We start from the raw sequence: 16677 nt of genomic DNA, 5'->3' as shown, positions 1-16677 counted from the left end.
CCGGGAGGCCGCTTTGGCCCTCACTCGCCGCGATCTGTTCCGCTCCGCCGCCGCACTGGGTGTCGCCGCCACGGCCCTGCCGACCGGCACCGCGGCCGCCGACGACTTCACCGTCTGGGACACCGACAGCTGGGGCGCCCGCCCGCCCGCCGAGCCGGTGGCCCTGCTGGAGCACCCGCCGACGTTCATCGTCGTGCACCACACCGCGACCCCGAACACGACCGACTTCTCCCGGCCGCACGCGTTCAAGCTGTCCAGGGCGATCCAGAACTACCACATGGACCGCCGGGGCTGGATCGACTCTGGCCAGCAGTTCACCAACAGCCGCGGCGGCCACGTCACCGAGGGCAGGCACGGCAGCCTGGCCGCGGTGCGCGGCGGCAGCAGGCACGTGCAGGGCGCCAACGTGGCCAACCGCAACAGCGAGGTCATCGGCATCGAGAACGAGGGCCTCTACACGGCCGCGGAGATGCCGGAGCAGCAGTGGGCGGCGCTGGTCGAGCTGGTGACGTTCATCGCCCGCGAGTACGGCATCAAGCCCGAGCGCATCCGCGGCCACCGGGACTTCTCCAGCACCCAGTGCCCCGGCGACCTGCTGTACCGCCGCCTGCCGGAGCTGCGCGCGAAGGTGGGCGAGCGGCTGGCCCAGCCCGTGGTCGAGCCGGAGACCTGGCCGCTGCTGCGCCCCGGCGACACCGGCGCCCGCGTCCTGGCCGCCCAGCACCTGCTGCGCGACCGGGGCGAGGACCTGCCCACCGACGGCGTGTTCGGGGCGTCCACGTTCGCCGCCATGAGCCGCTACGCCGGGCGGGCGGGTCTGATCACCGAGACCTGCTACGGGACCGCCACGGAGGACGAGAGCGGCCTGATCGGCTCGACCGCTTGGCCGTCGCTGGTCCGGCGGGTCGACCCGGCCGACGGCAGCCACGCGGCGTGCGCGGCGCAGGCCCTCGGCTCCGGCCACGGCCCGGTCGAGTCGCGCGACTGGCGGGTCCTGCTGGACGGATAGCCTCTGCGCCATGGCGCAGGGTGTGGTGGTGTTGTTCGACGAGCAGGCCGACGCCGAGATCCGGGCCCTGTGGGACCGGCTGGACGCGGCGGGCCTGCCGTCGGCGCGCAAGTTCCCGCCGCACCTGACGCTCGCGCTGGCAGGCGAGATCCCGCAGAAGACCCGCGCGGCGCTCAAAGCCGACCTCCGGCTGCTGTCGATCCCCAACATCTGGCTTGCCACGCTGTCGACCTTCTCGACCAGCGAGAACGTGCTGATGCTCGCCGCGGTGACCGACGCCGAGCTGCTGGCGGTGCACTCGGCGGTGCACGACGTGCTGGCGGGGAAGGTGCGCAATCCGAACGCGTACTACCTGCCCGGGTCGTGGATGCCGCACTGCACGCTGGTCCAGGGGGTGTCGGAGGCCGAGATCGTGAGCGGGTTCGGCACGGTGTTCCCAGCCCCGGCGATCCGCGCGCGGGCGAGGCAGGTGGCGGTCATCGACACCGTCACCGCCGAGATCGACCCACTCACTCCGTAGGACGTCTGACAATTTCAGCGATGTAGGACGTCAGACAAGAATGCCTCCACGGCGCCGCGGTACACCTGCGGGGCGTCCACGTGCACCACGTGTCCCGCCCCCTCGACCACGATGTGCCTGCCGCCCGCGCGCCGGGCGATCTCGGCTTGCTGCCCCGGCGGCATGATCGTGTGGCCTGCCTCGATGGACAGCAGCGGGCACCGAACCTTGTCCACACTGTCCCAATAGTCCTGCGTGCCCCATTCGCTCGCGATCTCGAACAGATCGTCTATCTCGGACAGCAACTCGTACCCCCGCTCGCCCTCGCGCACGCACTCGCTGAAGTACGGCCCGAGCACGCCGAAGAAGTCGCGGACGTGCCGCAGCGACGGGAACGGCGTCGGCCACGCGTCGAACAGCGCGCGCCAGCCGTCGGCGGTGCGGCCGCGCAGGTCGACGGCCATGTCCTCGGCCACGACCGCGCGCACCAGGTCCGGGTGTTCGGCGGCGGTGACCACGGCGTGCAGGCCGCCCATCGAGTGTCCGATGAGCACGGACGGGCCGAGTTCGGCGAGGACCTCGGCGATGTCGCCGACGAAGTCGGGGGTGCGCCACTGGCCGCCGCGGTGCGGGTTGCGGCCGTGGGAGCGGGCGTCGATGCCGACGACCCGGCCGTACGGGGTCAGCCAGTCCGCCACCGGCCACCACGTGCTCGCCCGGCCCATCAGACCGTGCAGCAGCAGGATGGGCGGCCCCTCGCCGCCGAACTCGACCCACATGGGAGGCGAGTGTGCCCGAAAGCAACCCCGACAACACAGCCCGCCCGTCATGATGGAGCTTCCCCGACGAGTTGGAGTTGTCCTACATGTACGCCGTCGTGCGCGTGTCCTGCGTCCTGCTGACCGCGGTCGCGTTCACCGCGTGCGGCACGCCCGCCCCGGACACGGCCCCGCCGACCGCCCGCACGACGGTCAGCCCGGCCCCCGCGTCGGCCGACGGCATCGGCGACCCGTACTACCCGAAGGACGGCAACGGCGGCTACGACGTCGAGGGCTACGCGGTGTCTGTCAGCTACGACCCGCCCACCAAGCAGCTCACCGGGGACACCACGGTCACCGCGACCGCGACCGAGGCGCTGACCACGTTCAACCTCGACCTGATCGGCTTCGACGTGACGTCGGTCGAGGTCGACGGCAAGCCCGCGCGGGCCGAGCGGGAGGGCAAGCACGAGCTCGTCATCACCCCGGAGGCACCGATCGCCGACGGCGCCAAGTTCGCCACCCGCGTCCGCTACGCGGGCGTGCCGGAGCCCAGCGAGGACCAGGGCCTCGGCGCGGGCGGCTGGCAGCCCGCCAAGTCCGGCGGCGCGTTCGCCGCGGGTGAGCCGCACGTGGCCAGCCACTGGTTCCCGGTGAACGACCACCCCAGCGACAAGGCCACGTTCCGCCTGTCGGCGCGGGTGCCCGACCCGTGGAGCGTGATCTCCAACGGCCGCGAGGAGCCCCCGGTGTCCGAGGGCGGCTGGACCACCTACACCTGGGTCGAGCCGACCCGGATCGCGACGTACCTGACCACCATCGGGATCGACAAGTGGACGTTCGAGCGGGCCACGCTGGCCGACGGCACCCCCGTGGTCAACGCCTACGCGCCGGGCACCGAGGACAAGAAGAAGGTCCAGGCGCGGATGCCCGAGGTGCTCGACTTCCTCAGCTCGAAGTTCGGCCCCTACCCGCAGAGCGCCGCGGGCGGGATCTACCTCAACGAGAACATCGGCTTCTCCCTGGAGACACAGGGCAGGCCCATCTACGCCAAGTGGGCCGAGCTGGAAGTCGTCGTGCACGAGCAGGCCCACCAGTGGTTCGGCGACACGGTGTCGGTCAAGACGTGGGCCGACATCTGCCTCAACGAGTGCTTCGCCTCCTACTCGCAGTGGCTGTGGGCCGAGGCCAAGGACGGGGTGAACCTCGACGAGCGGTTCCGCACCGAGGTCGCCCGCAACAAGGAGCGGTCCCGCTTCTGGAACCGCAAGCTCTACGACATGGGCGCGGGCAACGAGTTCACCGCCGTCTACGACAAGGGCCAGCTCGCCGTGCACGCCCTGCGCCGCCAGATCGGCGAGGACGCCTTCGGCAAGCTGCTCAAGGACTGGATCGCCGAGCACAAGGACGGCAACGCGAGCTGGCCGGAGTTCGAGGACTTGGCCGCCAAGGTCTCCGGGCAGGACCTGCGCGGCTTCTTCGACGCCTGGTTCCGCGACGCTCGCCTGCCCGCCGACGAGTTCCTCTACCCGGGGACGCTGCGCGAGTAGGCGCTGGTCTTCGGCGGGCCCACGCACTTAGATCATCTTCGTGACGTTCGCCATCGGCATCTTCGACCTGCTGACCTACGCGATCCCCGGATCGCTGTACCTCACGTTCTTCGGCTACCTGGCCGCGCGGCTGCACCTGCTGGGTTTCGCCCCGAACACGGTCCCGGCGTGGCTGCTCGTGGTCGGGGTCATCCTGCTCAGCTACCTGCTCGGCTACCTCGCCTATCCGATCGGCGCGAAGCTCGACCGCGTCATCCCGCGCAGGCACCGGCAGTCGGAGGTGGCGGAGTTCCTCCACCGGGTGCCCGCCGCCAAGGGCCGGGCGTTCGTCGACACGGACCCGCACCTGCTCCAGGCGGCGTTGGAACTGCAGGACCGGGAGGTCGCGCTGGAGGTGTCGCGGCTGCGCGCGGCGGGCCTGATGCTGCGCAACAGCGCGCCGCCGCTGGTGTGGGGCTTCGCGGCCGCGGTCGTGGAGATCTTCATCGCCCCCAACCGGTGGCTCGCCGTCGGCTGCGCGGTGCTGCTCGTCTCGTGGCCCGTCCTGCTGATCATCCAGGGCAGGCGGCTGCGGCGGTGGGCCCACCTGAAGACGCTGGAGCTGTGCTTCTGGGTCCCCGACATCGACGAGCGCAGCGCCGGTTCCACGGCGGAGACGACCAAGCCCGCGGCCGGCTAAGCTGGACGCATGGCCGTGGTGAAGATCAACGCGATTGAGGTGCCGGAAGGCGCGGGCGAGGAATTGGAGAAGCGCTTCGCCGCGCGCCTGGGGGCCGTCGAGGGCGAGCCCGGGTTTCTCGGGTTCGAGCTGCTGCGCCCCACCGCCGGGGAGACGCGCTACTTCGTCTACACCCGCTGGGAGACCGAGGAGCACTTCCAGGCGTGGGCCAACGGCTCCGCGCGCGAGGCCCACGCCGGTCAGCGCGCCAAGCCGGTGGCGACCGGGTCGAGCCTGCTGGAGTTCGAGGTGGTGCAGAGCGCGGGTCCGCGCGTTTCCGAGTGAGCGCCGCGTTGGACGCGGCGGCTGAGCTGGTCGCCGGGGCCGATTCCGTGCTGGTGTGCGCCGGGGCTGGGATGGGTGTGGACTCCGGTCTGCCCGACTTCCGCGGCGACGAGGGCTTCTGGCGGGCGTACCCGCCCTACGAGCGGCTCGGGCTGAGCTTCGTCGAACTCGCCGACCCGGTGCACTTCGGCAGCGACCCGGAGCTGGCCTGGGGCTTCTACGGTCACCGGCTGCACCTGTACCGCACGACCGTGCCGCACGCGGGATTCGACATCCTGCGGAAGTGGGGCGCGCGGGCCTTCACGTCCAATGTGGACGGCCAGTTCCAGAAGGCCGGGTTCACCGACGTCGCCGAGGTGCACGGCTCCATCCACCACCTGCAGTGCCTGCTCCCGTGCCGCTCGGCCATCTGGGACGCCGATGTGGACATCGAGATCGACCCGGAGACCATGCGCGCCACCGGGGACCTGCCCGAGTGCCCCAACTGCGGCGCGTTGGCCCGGCCCAACATCCTGATGTTCGGCGACTACACCTGGGTGCCCGACCGCAGCCAGCGCGAGCTGGACGCCCTCGCCACCTGGCGGCGCGCCCAGCTCGGCAAGCGGCTCGTGGTCATCGAGATCGGCGCGGGCAACGCGATCCCCACCGTCCGCCGCCACGCCGAACTGGCCAGCGCCGCCACGGGCGCGTTGATCCGCGTCAACCCGCGCGAACCCGAGATCCGCCACGGCCGCGGCATCGCACTGCCGATGGGCGCGGTGGAGGCGCTGTCCGAGATCGACGCTCGCCTATAGCGAGCGAGGAATCGCGATCTCGGCCAGCACGGCGTTGTGGTCGCTGCCGGGCAGGTCGTAGACCTTCACCTCAGCCGCCCCAAGCCGACGGTCGATCAGCACGTGGTCGATCGTCACCGGCGGTCCATACGGGAACTGCGACCACGTCGGCCGCATCCCCTCCCCCGTCAGCTCCGCGCTGTCGGAGTACCCGCGGTCCAGGACCTCCATGAACGCCTGGTGGTCCAGCGTCGCGTTGAAGTCGCCCGCCAGGATCCGGGGCCTGCCCTTGGAATCCGGCGACGGCAGCCCCCGCAGGTCCGAGATCCACCGCGCCCGGTCGTCGGCGTTCTCCACCGGCGGGCACACGTGCACCGACACGATCTCCACATCGGTCTGCCCCGACAGGTCGACCACCGCGGCGGGCTGGGCGAACAGTGTCCCCTCCACCAGCACGATCTGCCGCAGCGGGACCTTCGCGAAGATCATGCTCCCCGACGCCCCCGGCAGCGCCTGGCCCACCCGGTGCGGCAGCAGCCCGGCCAGCCCGCCGTCGTCGAGCTTCGCCAGCGCCTGCGGGGTCAACTCCTGCAGTGTCAGCACGTCGACGCGGGCGTCGCGGATCAGCCGCAGCAGGGTCGCGGTGTCGGCGCCGCCGAACAGCAGGTTCGCCGACATGACCCGGATCCGCTGCCCGGTCGGCAGCGACTCCCCGTCGGCCAGGTAGCGCGGGACCAGCATGAACCCGAGCGCGACCGCCAGCAGCAGCGCCGTGAACGCCAGCAGCCGTCGCCGGAGCGCGAGCGCCAGGAACGTCACCACCAGCCCGAACCCCGCCAGGTACGGCGTCAGCGCGAGCGCCGCGGTCGTGTACCGGTTGCGGTCGATCCCGCCGAGCCGCAGCACGGCCGCGGCGAGCAGGAACAGCACGAGGAGACCGACGAACGCGGTCACCCACCGGCGCCGCGGCTTGGGCGGCTCCGGCTCCTGCATGACCTCGTCGAATCGCAGCGTCACGCGCGCTCGTTCCCCCGCTTGTAGTTTCCGGTCGCGCGCGCCAGCAGCTGCTGCGCGCCGTCGTCGTCGGTTCGGGAGAGCTTGCCCAGCAGCGCGGCCGCCGCCTGTCCACGCACGACAGTCACGGTCCGGCCGCCGCGGGTGATCAGCAGCTGGCCGTCTTTTGTTTCCCGCCAGTCGAACGGGTCGTCCTGCAAGCCCATGTGTCCAGGATGCCTGACCGGCACGCGGGCGCGGCGCGGCGCGTTCACCGTGTCCGGCAGTGTCCTTGCGCCGTCCGGCTGACATACGCCGAGGGCGGCCTCCCCGAACCGGGGAGACCGCCCTCGAAGTGGTCGTTCCTTACTCGCCGGAGGCTTCCGGCTCGCTGGGCTCACTGGCGGCCGGGGCCGACAGCTCGACCGGCGGCACGTCCGGCACCCGGCTGGGCTTGGTCTCGCCGCGGAAGACGAAGGTCGCCTTGTCGGCGCTCGACTCCTCGGTGCCGTCCCAGCCCTCGACGTCGGTGAGGATGATCTGGCCGGGCTGGATCTCCCCGAACAGGATCTTCTCCGACAGCTGGTCCTCGATCTCGCGCTGGATCGTCCGGCGCAGCGGGCGGGCGCCCAGCACCGGGTCGAAGCCGCGCTTGGCCAACAGGGCCTTGGCCTTGTCGGTCAGCTCGATCGCCATGTCCTTGTTCTTCAGCTGCTTCTCGACGCGGCCGATCATCAGGTCCACCATCGTGATGATCTGCTCACGGGTGAGCTGGTGGAAGACGATGATGTCGTCGATGCGGTTGAGGAACTCGGGGCGGAAGTGCTTCTTCAGCTCGTCGTTGACCTTGTTCTTCATCCGCTCGTAGTTCGAGCCCTGGTCGTTGCCGCTGGTGAAGCCCAGGCTGACGGCCTTCGAGATGTCCTGGGTGCCCAGGTTCGAGGTGAAGATGATCACCGTGTTCTTGAAGTCGACCGTGCGGCCCTGGCCGTCGGTCAGGCGACCGTCCTCCAGCACCTGCAGGAGGGTGTTGTAGACCTCCTGGTGCGCCTTCTCGATCTCGTCGAACAGCACCACCGAGAACGGCTTGCGCCGCACCTTCTCGGTCAGCTGGCCGCCCTCCTCGTAGCCCACGTAGCCGGGAGGGGCACCGAAGAGCCGCGAGGCGGTGTAGCGGTCGTGGAACTCGCCCATGTCGATCTGGATCAGGGCGTCGTCCTCGCCGAACAGGAAGTTCGCCAGCGCCTTCGACAGCTCCGTCTTACCGACACCCGAGGGGCCGGCGAAGATGAACGAGCCCGACGGGCGCTTCGGGTCCTTCAGACCCGCCCGGGTGCGGCGGATCGCCTGGGAGACGGCCTTGACGGCGTCCTCCTGGCCGATGATCCGCTTGTGCAGCTCGTCCTCCATGCGCAGCAGGCGGGAGGTCTCCTCCTCGGTCAGCTTGAACACCGGGATGCCGGTCCAGTTGGCCAGCACCTCGGCGATCTGCTCGTCGTCGACCTCGGCGACGACGTCGAGGTCGCCGTCCTTCCACTGCTTCTCCCGCTCGGCCTTCTGGCTGAGCAGCTGCTTCTCGTTGTCGCGCAGCTTCGCGGCCCGCTCGAAGTCCTGCGCGTCGATCGCGGACTCCTTGTCCCGGCGCACGTCGGCGATCTTCTCGTCGAACTCGCGCAGGTCCGGCGGCGCGGTCATCCGGCGGATGCGCATGCGCGCGCCCGCCTCGTCGATGAGGTCGATCGCCTTGTCCGGCAGGAACCGGTCGTTGATGTACCGGTCGGCCAGCGTGGCGGCGGCCACCAGCGCCGCGTCGGTGATCGTGACGCGGTGGTGGGCCTCGTAGCGGTCGCGCAGGCCCTTGAGGATCTCGATGGTGTGCTCGAGCGACGGCTCGCCGACCTGGATCGGCTGGAAGCGGCGCTCCAGCGCCGGGTCCTTCTCGACGTACTTGCGGTACTCGTCGAGCGTCGTGGCGCCAATGGTCTGCAGCTCGCCTCGCGCCAGCATCGGCTTGAGGATGGAGGCCGCGTCGATCGCGCCCTCGGCGGCACCCGCGCCGACGAGGGTGTGGATCTCGTCGATGAACAGGATGATGTCGCCGCGGGTCTTGATCTCCTTGAGGACCTTCTTCAGGCGCTCCTCGAAGTCACCGCGGTAGCGGGAACCGGCCACGAGCGAGCCGAGGTCGAGGGTGTAGAGCTGCTTGTCCTTGAGGGTCTCGGGCACCTCGCCCTTGACCACCATCTGCGCCAGCCCCTCGACGACGGCGGTCTTGCCGACGCCGGGCTCGCCGATGAGGACCGGGTTGTTCTTGGTGCGGCGGGACAGCACCTGCATGACCCGCTCGATCTCCTTGGTGCGGCCGATGACCGGGTCGAGCTTGCCCTCGCGGGCCGACGCGGTCAGGTTGCGGCCGAACTGGTCGAGCACGAGCGACGACGACGGGGTGCCCTCGCCGCGGCCGCCGGACTCGGCGGCCTTCTCGCCGCCCTGGTAGCCCGAGAGCAGCTGCAGCACCTGCTGGCGCACCCGGTTGAGGTCGGCGCCCAGCTTCACCAGGACCTGGGCGGCGACGCCCTCGCCCTCGCGGATGAGCCCGAGCAGGATGTGTTCGGTGCCGATGTAGTTGTGGCCCAGCTGCAGCGCCTCACGCAGCGACAGCTCCAGGACCTTCTTCGCCCGCGGGGTGAAGGGGATGTGCCCACTTGGCGCGTGCTGGCCCTGGCCGATGATCTCCTCGACCTGCTGCCGCACGCCTTCCAGTGCGATCCCCAACGACTCCAGCGCCTTCGCGGCGACACCTTCACCCTCGTGGATCAAGCCCAGGAGGATGTGCTCGGTGCCGATGTAGTTGTGGTTGAGCATCCGGGCCTCTTCTTGGGCCAGGACGACCACCCGCCTCGCGCGGTCGGTGAACCTCTCGAACATTCGCACTCCCTGACTGCTGCGCCGGCGGCCCTTCTCCACTTCCTTCTAGTGGATTCAGCACCGTGGGACCACTGTAGTAGGCCGGGCGTGAGCTCTCAGTGCCACTTCGTGCCCAACCGCCGTTTGGTGGTCCCTTCACCCTCCCCAACGTGCGCTGGCCTGCTCGGATTCCGCGAAACCGGGGTTGTCCGCTGAGCGCGAACACGCCGCGCGTCCCATGAGGCGGGTCACAGGCGGGAGTCGGATCTTCGCGGTAAGGTTAGGCAAGCCTCACCAAACACGAGAGGGCCACCCGATGTACCCCGTCTCTGGGCCGCGATGACCACCGCGGCCCGGCTGGGCCAGGACTATCTGGCCGCGTCCGTCGAGCGGATCACCGCCGACGGCACCGGCCTGCTGTCCTTCGGCCTGCCCGCGGACCACACGGGCTGGGTGACCTGCGACACGTTCCTCGCCGATCCAGCGGGATTCTCCGGCTGGGCGGCCGACCTCGCGGGCTGGCTTCGCGACACCTACCAAGATTCACCCGATCGAACGGTCGCCGGGTACCTCATGTCTTGGTACCTGTCGGTGCCCGCGCTCGCCGCCGGGCTGCTCTTCCACCACGAGCGCCGCGTGCCGTCGATCCGCCCGGCCGACCTCGCCTTCCACCGCGACCCCGCCAAGACCGACCCGGACGGCGCCGCGCTGCTCTCCCCCTACTTCGCCTGCCTGCCCGACGACCCGGCCGCGGGCACCCACCAGGCGGTGGTCGTCGCCGACGAACAGGCCCTGGCCGCGGTCCTGCGCGGCCGGTACCGCGCGCACGCGGCACAGTTCATCGCCAAGGTCGGCCCCCAGGTGCGCTTCGGCAACCACACCCTCTGGGCCGCGGCCACCGACGCGCTGGAAGGCGCGCTCTGGCTCGCGGGCAGGCGCAGCGGCGACGAGGGCGCGGGCGTGCTCGACGCTGGACTCGTCATGGGCGATGGCCGTCCGCCGTTCACCTCGGCGTCGAATCTGCGGCCCGCCCCGAAATCGGGTGGGCCGACGCAATGGACGCGCCGCCGGGAAAGCTGCTGCTTCCACTATCTGCTCGACTCCGGTGGCGGAGAGTGCTCAACCTGCCCGCGCTTGAGCCGGAAGTGTTGAGCGTGTTTCCGCCGAATTTCCACAATATGGACTAGGGGCCACCCGCTGTCGCGGATGGCCCCTAGAAGGCAGATCTGACTTCTCAGGCCTGCTCGTTGTACGCGTCGAGAACCTCGGAGGGGATACGGCCGCGATCGGACACCTTCATGCCCTGCTTGCGCGCCCACTCGCGAATTGCCTGGTTCTGCTCGCGGTCGGCGGAAGCGGCCCGCGGCACCCGGCCCGCGGCCACCTTCACCGCGCGCTTGCGGCCGCCGGAACGGCGCGCGCTCTCCACGAAGTCGGCAAGCGCCTCACGCAACTTCTCGGCATTGTCAGCGGACAGATCGATCTGGTAGGACGCGCCATCGAGCCCGAACTCGACGGTCTCCTCGGCCTGCGAACCGTCGAGGTCGTCGACCAGCGAAACTGTGACCTTCTGTGCCATTGCTTCTCCTCCGGGCGTGAATGTGGCCTGCCCAATGGGTGCACGGCCGTCACCGGTATAAATACTCCTTGCGGAAGGTTAGCGCAAATCCTCGGCAATGCGTTAGTACCCGATACCCCTGTGTGTCATTCCGGGCGCACGAGGGGGAACAGGATGGTCTCCCGGATACCGAGCCCGGTCAGCGCCATCAGGAGCCGATCGATGCCCATTCCGACGCCGCCACTCGGTGGCATTCCGTACTCCAACGCGCGCAGAAAGTCCTCATCGAGGCGCATGGCCTCGTCATCTCCGGCGGCGCCGAGGCGGGCCTGGTCCTCCAGCCGTTCGCGTTCCACGACCGGGTCGACGAGTTCGGAGTAGCCGGTGGCCAGCTCGAATCCGCGCACGTAGAGATCCCACTTTTCGGCCACCCCGGCCACGCTGCGGTGCTGGCGGGTCAGCGGCGAGGTCTCCACCGGGAAATCGCGGACGAAAGTCGGCGCGAAAAGATGATCACCGACGAGGTGTTCCCAGAGTTCCTCGACGAGCTTGCCGTGGCCCAGCTTGCGATCCACCTTCAGCTCCAGCCGCACCGCGTGCTTGCGCAGCACGTCAGCGGAGGTCTCCGGGGAGATCTCCTCGCCCAGCGCCTCCGACAGCGACCCGTACATGGTCAGCGTGGTCCACTCGCCGGACAGGTCGTATTCGGTGCCGTCGTGCAGCGTCACCACGTGCGAGCCGGTGACGGTCTGCGCGGCCTCCTGGATGAGCGACCTGGTGAGCGCGGCCATGGAGTCGTAGGTGGCGTAGGCCTCGTAGAACTCCAACATCGCGAACTCGGGCGAATGCGAGGAATCGCTGCCCTCATTGCGGAAGTTGCGGTTGATCTCGAAGACCCGCTCCAACCCGCCCACGACACACCGCTTGAGATACAACTCCGGGGCGATACGGAGGAACAGATCCATGTCCATCGCGTTCGAGTGCGTCACGAACGGCCGGGCCGCGGCGCCGCCGTGCAGCGTCTGCAACATGGGCGTCTCGACTTCGAGGTAGCCGCGTTCGTGGAAACTGTCGCGAAGCGAACGCACAACGCCCGCGCGCTTGCGCACGGTGTCGCGCGCCTGCGGGCGCAGGATCAGGTCGACATAACGCTGCCTAATGCGAGTTTCCTCACTCAGCGCCTTGTGCGCGACCGGCAGCGGACGCAGCGACTTGGCCGCCATCCGCCACTCATTGGCCAGCACCGACAACTCGCCGCGGCGGGAGGTGATGACCTCACCGGAGACGAATACGTAGTCACCAAGATCGACATCCGACTTCCACGCGGAAAGCGCTTCTTCGCCGGTGTTGTTCAGGCTCACCATCGCCTGCAGTTCGGTTCCGTCGCCTTCGCGCAGAGTGGCGAAGCAGAGCTTCCCGGTGTTGCGCAGGAACATGACCCGACCGGCCACTCCGACGATGTCACCGGTGGCGGTGTCGGTCGGCAGTTCGGAATAGGCGGCGCGAATCTCGGCGAGACTGTGCGTGCGCGGGAGTTCGACCGGGTAAGGGTCCACTCCGGCGGCGAGCAGCCGCTCCCGCTTCTCCCGACGGATCCGCATCTGCTCGGGAAGGTCGTCGGTCGAGGTCTCTGGAAGCTCTTCAGTCACGGCGAGCAGCCTACGGCCACCGCGCTGACCTGGTTATGTTGGGTTTATGGAGGACAGCGAGTTGTTTACCCGGCGCGCGGCGTCATTCGGCGCGGTCGCCCCCGCCTACGCCGAACACCGTCCGGATTACCCGGCCGCCGCGCTCGAATGGATCCTTGGCGATCGGGCCGAGGTGCTCGACCTCGCCGCGGGCACCGGCCTGCTGACCGGCAACCTGCTCGCCATGGGCCGCACGGTCACCGCCGTCGACCACGACCCGGAGATGCTCGCCGAGCTCGGCCGCCGCTTCCCGGCCGTGCGGGCGCTGCTCGGCTCGGCCGACCGGATTCCGCTGCCGGAAGCGTCGGTCGACGCAGTCGTCGTGGGCCACGCGTTCCACTGGTTCAACACCGAGGCCGCGCTCACCGAGATCACCCGCGTGCTGCGGCCCGGTGGCGTGTTCGCCGTGCTGTGGAACCACGACGACACCGCGGTGCCGTGGGTGGCCGGGCTGGTCGAACTGACGCACACCAGCGTTGGCCAGATCCTGCGGCCCGGCTGGGTCGGCCCCGAGCACCCGCGGCTCAGCCCGGCCGAGGAGCGCCGGTTCCCGCACACGCAGTGGCGCACGATCGAGGACTTCATCGCCACCCTCGGCACGCACTCGCAGGTCTCGCTGGCGCCCGCCCACGAGCGCGAGGCCCTGTTCGACCGCGTCCGCGCCTACCTCAGCTCCCGCACCGAGACCGCGAACGGCTTCGACCGGCCACTCCAGACCTTGGTGTTCCGCTCAGTTGTTGCGTTCGAAGACCAAACGTAGGCCCAGCAGGGTCAGGTCCGGGCGGTGGTGCGAGATCGAGATCGACTCGTCCACCACCAGAGGCGCCAGGCCGCCGGTCGCGATCACGGTCACGGGCCCGCCGTGCCCGGTCTTCGACAGCTCGCGGGTGATGCGCGCGACCAGCCCGTCGATCTGGCCCGCGAAGCCGTACATGATCCCGGACTGCAGGCACTCCACGGTGTTCTTGCCGATCACCGACCGCGGGCGCACCATCTCGACCTTGCGCAGCGCCGCCGCGCGGGCGGCCAGCGCGTCCACCGAGATCTCGATGCCCGGCATGAACACCCCGCCGAGGAACTCGCCCTTCGCGGAGATGACGTCGATGTTGGTCGACGTGCCGAAGTCGACCACGATGCACGCGGTGCTGAACAGGTGGTGGGCGGCCAGGGTGTTGATCACCCGGTCCGCGCCGACCTCTTTCGGGTTGTCCACCAGCAGCGGCACACCCGTGCGCACCCCCGGCTCCACGATGACGCGCGGGACCTTCCCGTAGTACTGCGCGAGCATCACCCGCAGCTCGCGCAGCACGGCGGGAACCGTGGACAGCGCGGAGATGCCGGTGATCTCCTCGGCGTAGTCGCCGAGGAGGCCGCGCATGGTGAGCGCCAGCTCGTCGGCGGTGATCCTGGCGTCGGTGCGCATCCGCCAGTCCCGCAGCAGCTCACCATCCCCGGTGTGCAGGCCCAGCGCGATGTTCGTGTTGCCTACGTCGATGGTGAGCAGCACGGCGCGGCCTCAGCTCTCGTGGGCGAGCAGGGCGTCGAGCCGGGCGGCGTCGACAGTCTCGGCGGGGGGCTCGGCGGTGACCGCGCCGCTGAGCAGGCCGGAGCCCGCCGGGACGTGCGCGGCGTCGGCGCCCGCGTGGACGATCTTGTTGTCGGCGTCGACGAAGATCACCCTGGGCTGGTAGGCGGCGGCCTCGGCCGAGTCCATCATCCCGTAGGCGATGAGGATGACGATGTCGCCGGGGTGCACCAGGTGCGCGGCGGCGCCGTTGATGCCGATCACCCCGCTGCCCCGCTCGCCCTCGATGACGTAGGTCTCCAGGCGCGCGCCGTTCGTCACGTCGACGATGGCGACCTGCTCGCCCGGCAGCAGGTCGGCGGCCTCCAGCAGGATCGGGTCGATGGTGACCGAGCCGACGTAGTGCAGGTCGGCCTGGGTCACCGTGGCCCGGTGGATCTTGGACTTGAGCATGGTGCGGAGCATCAGGAGATCCCTTCTACTGGTGCTGAGCCAGGTCGGGGGTGCCGAGGAGCACCGGGGAGTTGTCGATGAGCCGGGTGGTGCCGATCTTGGCGGCCACCAGCAGGCGGGCGTCGCCCTTCGCGGGCGCGGGGCCGAGGTCGAGGCCGCGCAGTTCGAGGTAGTCGACCTTGAGTTCCGGCGTGCCGTCGAGGACGGCGCGGGCGGCTTCGAGGACGGCCTCGCCGCCGCTCTCGGAGACGTGCGCGCCCGCGGCCAGGGCCGCCGACAGCGCGACCGCGGCGGCACGCTGATCGGCGTCCAGGTAGGCGTTGCGCGACGACATCGCCATGCCGTCGGACTCGCGCACCGTCGGCACGCCGATGACCGCGACCTCCATGTCGAGGTCGCGCACCATCTTCTTGATCAGCGTGAGCTGCTGGAAGTCCTTCTCGCCGAACAGCGCGTAGTCCGGGCGGACGATGTTGAACAGCTTCGCCACCACGGTCAGCACGCCCGCGAAGTGGCCAGGCCGGACCTCCCCTTCCAGCTCGTCACCGAGCGGTCCAGGGTGGACAGTCACCTGCGCGCCCGGCGGGTAGAGCGCCTCCTTCTCGGGCGTGAACGCGAGTTCCACGCCTTCCTGCGCGCACGCGTCGAGGTCGGCCTCCAGCGGTCGCGGGTAGCGCTCGAAGTCCTCGCCCGCGCCGAACTGCAGCGGATTGACGAAGATCGACGCCGCCAGGATCGTGTTCGGGATGCGGCGCGCGCGGCGCAGCAGCTCGCGGTGGCCGTCGTGCAGTGCGCCCATCGTCGGCACGAACGCGATCTTGCGGCCGGTCGCGCGCAGCGCCCGGGTGGTGCGGGCGAGGTCGGACGGGTCGCTCAACACGTTGAGCTGGCCGGGCTGGAAGCGCGGCGGGGTCATGCGGACTCCTCGGTGATGGCGGCGCGGACGTCCGCGACGAGGTCGGCGCGCAGCAGGCCGGACTCGGTGGCCCGGTCGGCGGTGCGCGCCGCCAGCGCCCGGTAGGCGGGCAGGGAATCAGGGGCGTGCTTGGACAGCACCCCGACGTGCTTGCGGACCGTGCCCGCGTCGCCGCGGGCGACCGGGCCGGTGAGCGCGCGGTCGCCGTGGCGCAGCGCGTTGTCCAGCGCGGCGGACAGCAGGGGGCCGAGCAGCCGCTCCGGGGTGGCGATGTCGGCGGCACGCAGCAGGTCGGCGCACTCGCCGACCAGGGTGACCAGGTGATTCGCGCCGTGCGCCAACGCCGTGTGATAGAGCGGGCGGGCCGCCTCGGTGACCCGGACGGGCTCGGCGCCCATCTCCACGACCAGCGCCTCGGCCACGCTCCACGCGGCGTCATCGCCGTCGGCCGCGGTGACGCCGAAGCAGCACGCGGCGATCCGGTCGAGGTCCTCGGCGCGGCCGGTGAAGGTCATCACCGGGTGCAGCGCGAGGGTCAGCGCGCCCTGCTCGGCGGCGGGGGCCAGCACGTCGACGCCGTGGGCACCGCTGGTGTGCACCACGATCTGCCCTGGCCGCAGCGCGCCCGCGGCGGCCAGGCCGCGCACGGTGCCCGCGAGGACGTCGTCGGGGATGGCCAGCAGCACCAGGTCGGCGTCGCGCGCCACCTCGTCGGGCGGGCGGACGGACGCGCCGGGCAGCAGGGCCTCGGCGCGGGCGAGAGAGGCGTCGGAGACCGCCGACGCGGCGGTGACGGTGTGCCCGGCCCGTTCCAGCGCGGCGCCGAGTACGGCGCCCACGCGACCGGCCGACACGACTCCGACCGCCAGGCGGGCTGGCCGGGTCACGGCTTGTATCCGTGCATAGGACTTGCTCCTAGTCTCGTTCCAGTCCCGCGACGATGCGGGTACCAGACGACGGCGGAAGAGTAGCCGCCGCGAGACGCCCGCGCGGCGCCCAGGTGACCAGCTTCACCGGCGTGCCGGGTGTCGCCTGCGCCACTCGG

General features: G+C 70.4%; 18 protein-coding genes. 8 read left to right on the top strand and 10 right to left on the bottom strand.

Going from position 1 to position 16677, the window contains the following annotated elements:
- The first annotated feature begins 13 nt into the window (after window positions 1–13).
- Both ACSHT8_RS25205 and ACSHT8_RS25200 read left to right on the top strand, forming a co-directional pair.
- A complete protein-coding gene (locus ACSHT8_RS25205) occupies window positions 14–1009 on the top strand; it encodes a peptidoglycan recognition protein family protein (protein WP_436493370.1) in 996 nt (331 codons plus the stop codon).
- A 10-nt stretch (window positions 1010–1019) separates the two neighbouring features.
- On the top strand, window positions 1020–1529 hold the full coding sequence (locus ACSHT8_RS25200) for a 2'-5' RNA ligase family protein (protein ID WP_436493369.1): 510 nt from the start codon (window positions 1020–1022) through the stop codon (window positions 1527–1529).
- 14 nt (window positions 1530–1543) lie between these two features.
- On the opposite strand, the gene ACSHT8_RS25195 is transcribed toward ACSHT8_RS25200, so the two are convergent.
- Window positions 1544–2287 carry an alpha/beta fold hydrolase gene (locus ACSHT8_RS25195; protein ID WP_436493368.1) on the bottom strand — a complete coding sequence of 248 codons (744 nt, stop codon included), beginning with the start codon at window positions 2285–2287 and terminating at the stop codon, window positions 1544–1546.
- An 86-nt stretch (window positions 2288–2373) separates the two neighbouring features.
- Between ACSHT8_RS25195 and ACSHT8_RS25190 the strand changes: the two genes are divergently transcribed.
- Genes ACSHT8_RS25190 through ACSHT8_RS25175 form a run of 4 tightly spaced genes read left to right on the top strand, consistent with a single transcriptional unit; the run spans window position 2374 to window position 5613 of the window.
- Window positions 2374–3816, top strand: a complete 1443-nt coding sequence (locus ACSHT8_RS25190) for a M1 family metallopeptidase (protein ID WP_436502174.1) — start codon at window positions 2374–2376, stop codon at window positions 3814–3816.
- Between the two features lie 40 nt (window positions 3817–3856).
- On the top strand, window positions 3857–4495 hold the full coding sequence (locus tag ACSHT8_RS25185) for a hypothetical protein (RefSeq protein ID WP_436493367.1): 639 nt from the start codon (window positions 3857–3859) through the stop codon (window positions 4493–4495).
- 9 nt (window positions 4496–4504) lie between these two features.
- The gene (locus ACSHT8_RS25180; RefSeq protein ID WP_436493366.1) at window positions 4505–4819 is read left to right on the top strand and encodes an antibiotic biosynthesis monooxygenase family protein; all 315 of its coding nucleotides are present in this window, start codon (window positions 4505–4507) and stop codon (window positions 4817–4819) included.
- Window positions 4816–5613, top strand: coding sequence for an SIR2 family NAD-dependent protein deacylase (locus tag ACSHT8_RS25175; protein WP_436493365.1), 798 nt, complete (start codon window positions 4816–4818; stop codon window positions 5611–5613). The genes ACSHT8_RS25180 and ACSHT8_RS25175 overlap by 4 nt, the downstream gene beginning before the upstream one ends.
- Here ACSHT8_RS25175 and ACSHT8_RS25170 read toward each other — a convergent pair.
- From ACSHT8_RS25170 to ACSHT8_RS25160, 3 genes are all read right to left on the bottom strand, one after another.
- Window positions 5608–6609, bottom strand: coding sequence for an endonuclease/exonuclease/phosphatase family protein (locus ACSHT8_RS25170; RefSeq protein ID WP_436493364.1), 1002 nt, complete (start codon window positions 6607–6609; stop codon window positions 5608–5610). The two genes, ACSHT8_RS25175 and ACSHT8_RS25170, sit on opposite strands and share 6 nt — an antisense overlap.
- Window positions 6606–6812 carry a hypothetical protein gene (locus tag ACSHT8_RS25165; RefSeq protein WP_436493363.1) on the bottom strand — a complete coding sequence of 69 codons (207 nt, stop codon included), beginning with the start codon at window positions 6810–6812 and terminating at the stop codon, window positions 6606–6608. Before ACSHT8_RS25165 ends, ACSHT8_RS25170 begins: the two co-directional genes overlap by 4 nt.
- Window positions 6813–6951: 139 nt before the next feature.
- Window positions 6952–9513 (bottom strand): ATP-dependent Clp protease ATP-binding subunit, encoded by a 2562-nt coding sequence (locus ACSHT8_RS25160; protein ID WP_436493362.1) that lies wholly within the window; start codon window positions 9511–9513, stop codon window positions 6952–6954.
- Window positions 9514–9831: 318 nt separating this feature from the next.
- Here ACSHT8_RS25160 and ACSHT8_RS25155 point away from each other — a divergent pair, with 318 nt between their 5' ends.
- Window positions 9832–10644 (top strand): (2Fe-2S)-binding protein, encoded by an 813-nt coding sequence (locus ACSHT8_RS25155; RefSeq protein ID WP_436493361.1) that lies wholly within the window; start codon window positions 9832–9834, stop codon window positions 10642–10644.
- Window positions 10645–10726: 82 nt separating this feature from the next.
- On the opposite strand, the gene ACSHT8_RS25150 is transcribed toward ACSHT8_RS25155, so the two are convergent.
- Together ACSHT8_RS25150 and lysS are read right to left on the bottom strand one after the other, a co-directional pair.
- Entirely contained in the window at window positions 10727–11071 is a 345-nt protein-coding gene (locus ACSHT8_RS25150; RefSeq protein ID WP_436493360.1) for a histone-like nucleoid-structuring protein Lsr2, read from the bottom strand.
- Between the two features lie 125 nt (window positions 11072–11196).
- Window positions 11197–12651, bottom strand: coding sequence for a lysine--tRNA ligase (lysS, locus tag ACSHT8_RS25145; RefSeq protein ID WP_436502173.1), 1455 nt, complete (start codon window positions 12649–12651; stop codon window positions 11197–11199).
- A 94-nt stretch (window positions 12652–12745) separates the two neighbouring features.
- Between lysS and ACSHT8_RS25140 the strand changes: the two genes are divergently transcribed.
- Window positions 12746–13498: a methyltransferase domain-containing protein gene (locus tag ACSHT8_RS25140; RefSeq protein ID WP_436493359.1), complete on the top strand. Its 753-nt coding sequence runs from the start codon at window positions 12746–12748 to the stop codon at window positions 13496–13498.
- Here ACSHT8_RS25140 and ACSHT8_RS25135 read toward each other — a convergent pair.
- From ACSHT8_RS25135 to ACSHT8_RS25120, 4 genes are read right to left on the bottom strand one after another with little or no spacing between them, the layout of a single operon-like run.
- Window positions 13469–14245: a type III pantothenate kinase gene (locus tag ACSHT8_RS25135; protein ID WP_436493358.1), complete on the bottom strand. Its 777-nt coding sequence runs from the start codon at window positions 14243–14245 to the stop codon at window positions 13469–13471. The genes ACSHT8_RS25140 and ACSHT8_RS25135 overlap by 30 nt on opposite strands.
- Before the next feature lie 9 nt (window positions 14246–14254).
- A complete protein-coding gene (panD, locus tag ACSHT8_RS25130; RefSeq protein ID WP_436493357.1) occupies window positions 14255–14728 on the bottom strand; it encodes an aspartate 1-decarboxylase in 474 nt (157 codons plus the stop codon).
- 13 nt (window positions 14729–14741) lie between these two features.
- A complete protein-coding gene (panC, locus tag ACSHT8_RS25125) occupies window positions 14742–15632 on the bottom strand; it encodes a pantoate--beta-alanine ligase (protein WP_436493356.1) in 891 nt (296 codons plus the stop codon).
- Entirely contained in the window at window positions 15629–16519 is an 891-nt protein-coding gene (locus ACSHT8_RS25120; RefSeq protein ID WP_436493355.1) for a Rossmann-like and DUF2520 domain-containing protein, read from the bottom strand. The genes panC and ACSHT8_RS25120 overlap by 4 nt, the downstream gene beginning before the upstream one ends.
- Between the last annotated feature and the right edge of the window lie 158 nt (window positions 16520–16677).

Origin of the sequence: Actinokineospora sp. HUAS TT18 (assembly GCF_051364635.1) — a bacterium.
GTDB lineage: Bacteria > Actinomycetota > Actinomycetes > Mycobacteriales > Pseudonocardiaceae > Actinokineospora.
The sequence above is the reverse complement of the archived record's forward strand: the minus strand, read 5'-3'. Positions and strand labels throughout refer to the sequence as shown.

Bases quoted from the DNA above. Each gene is read 5' to 3' on its own strand.
- ACSHT8_RS25200 (WP_436493369.1), top strand. From the start codon at position 1,020: ATGGCGCAGGGTGTGGTGGTGTTGTTCGACGAGCAGGCCGACGCCGAG.
- ACSHT8_RS25195 (WP_436493368.1), bottom strand. From the start codon at position 2,287: ATGTGGGTCGAGTTCGGCGGCGAGGGGCCGCCCATCCTGCTGCTGCAC.
- ACSHT8_RS25190 (WP_436502174.1), top strand. From the start codon at position 2,374: ATGTACGCCGTCGTGCGCGTGTCCTGCGTCCTGCTGACCGCGGTCGCG.
- ACSHT8_RS25180 (WP_436493366.1), top strand. From the start codon at position 4,505: ATGGCCGTGGTGAAGATCAACGCGATTGAGGTGCCGGAAGGCGCGGGC.
- ACSHT8_RS25165 (WP_436493363.1), bottom strand. From the start codon at position 6,812: ATGGGCTTGCAGGACGACCCGTTCGACTGGCGGGAAACAAAAGACGGC.
- ACSHT8_RS25160 (WP_436493362.1), bottom strand. From the start codon at position 9,513: ATGTTCGAGAGGTTCACCGACCGCGCGAGGCGGGTGGTCGTCCTGGCC.
- ACSHT8_RS25155 (WP_436493361.1), top strand. From the start codon at position 9,832: ATGACCACCGCGGCCCGGCTGGGCCAGGACTATCTGGCCGCGTCCGTC.
- ACSHT8_RS25150 (WP_436493360.1), bottom strand. From the start codon at position 11,071: ATGGCACAGAAGGTCACAGTTTCGCTGGTCGACGACCTCGACGGTTCG.
- lysS (WP_436502173.1), bottom strand. From the start codon at position 12,651: ATGCGGATCCGTCGGGAGAAGCGGGAGCGGCTGCTCGCCGCCGGAGTG.
- ACSHT8_RS25140 (WP_436493359.1), top strand. From the start codon at position 12,746: ATGGAGGACAGCGAGTTGTTTACCCGGCGCGCGGCGTCATTCGGCGCG.
- panD (WP_436493357.1), bottom strand. From the start codon at position 14,728: ATGCTCCGCACCATGCTCAAGTCCAAGATCCACCGGGCCACGGTGACC.
- panC (WP_436493356.1), bottom strand. From the start codon at position 15,632: ATGACCCCGCCGCGCTTCCAGCCCGGCCAGCTCAACGTGTTGAGCGAC.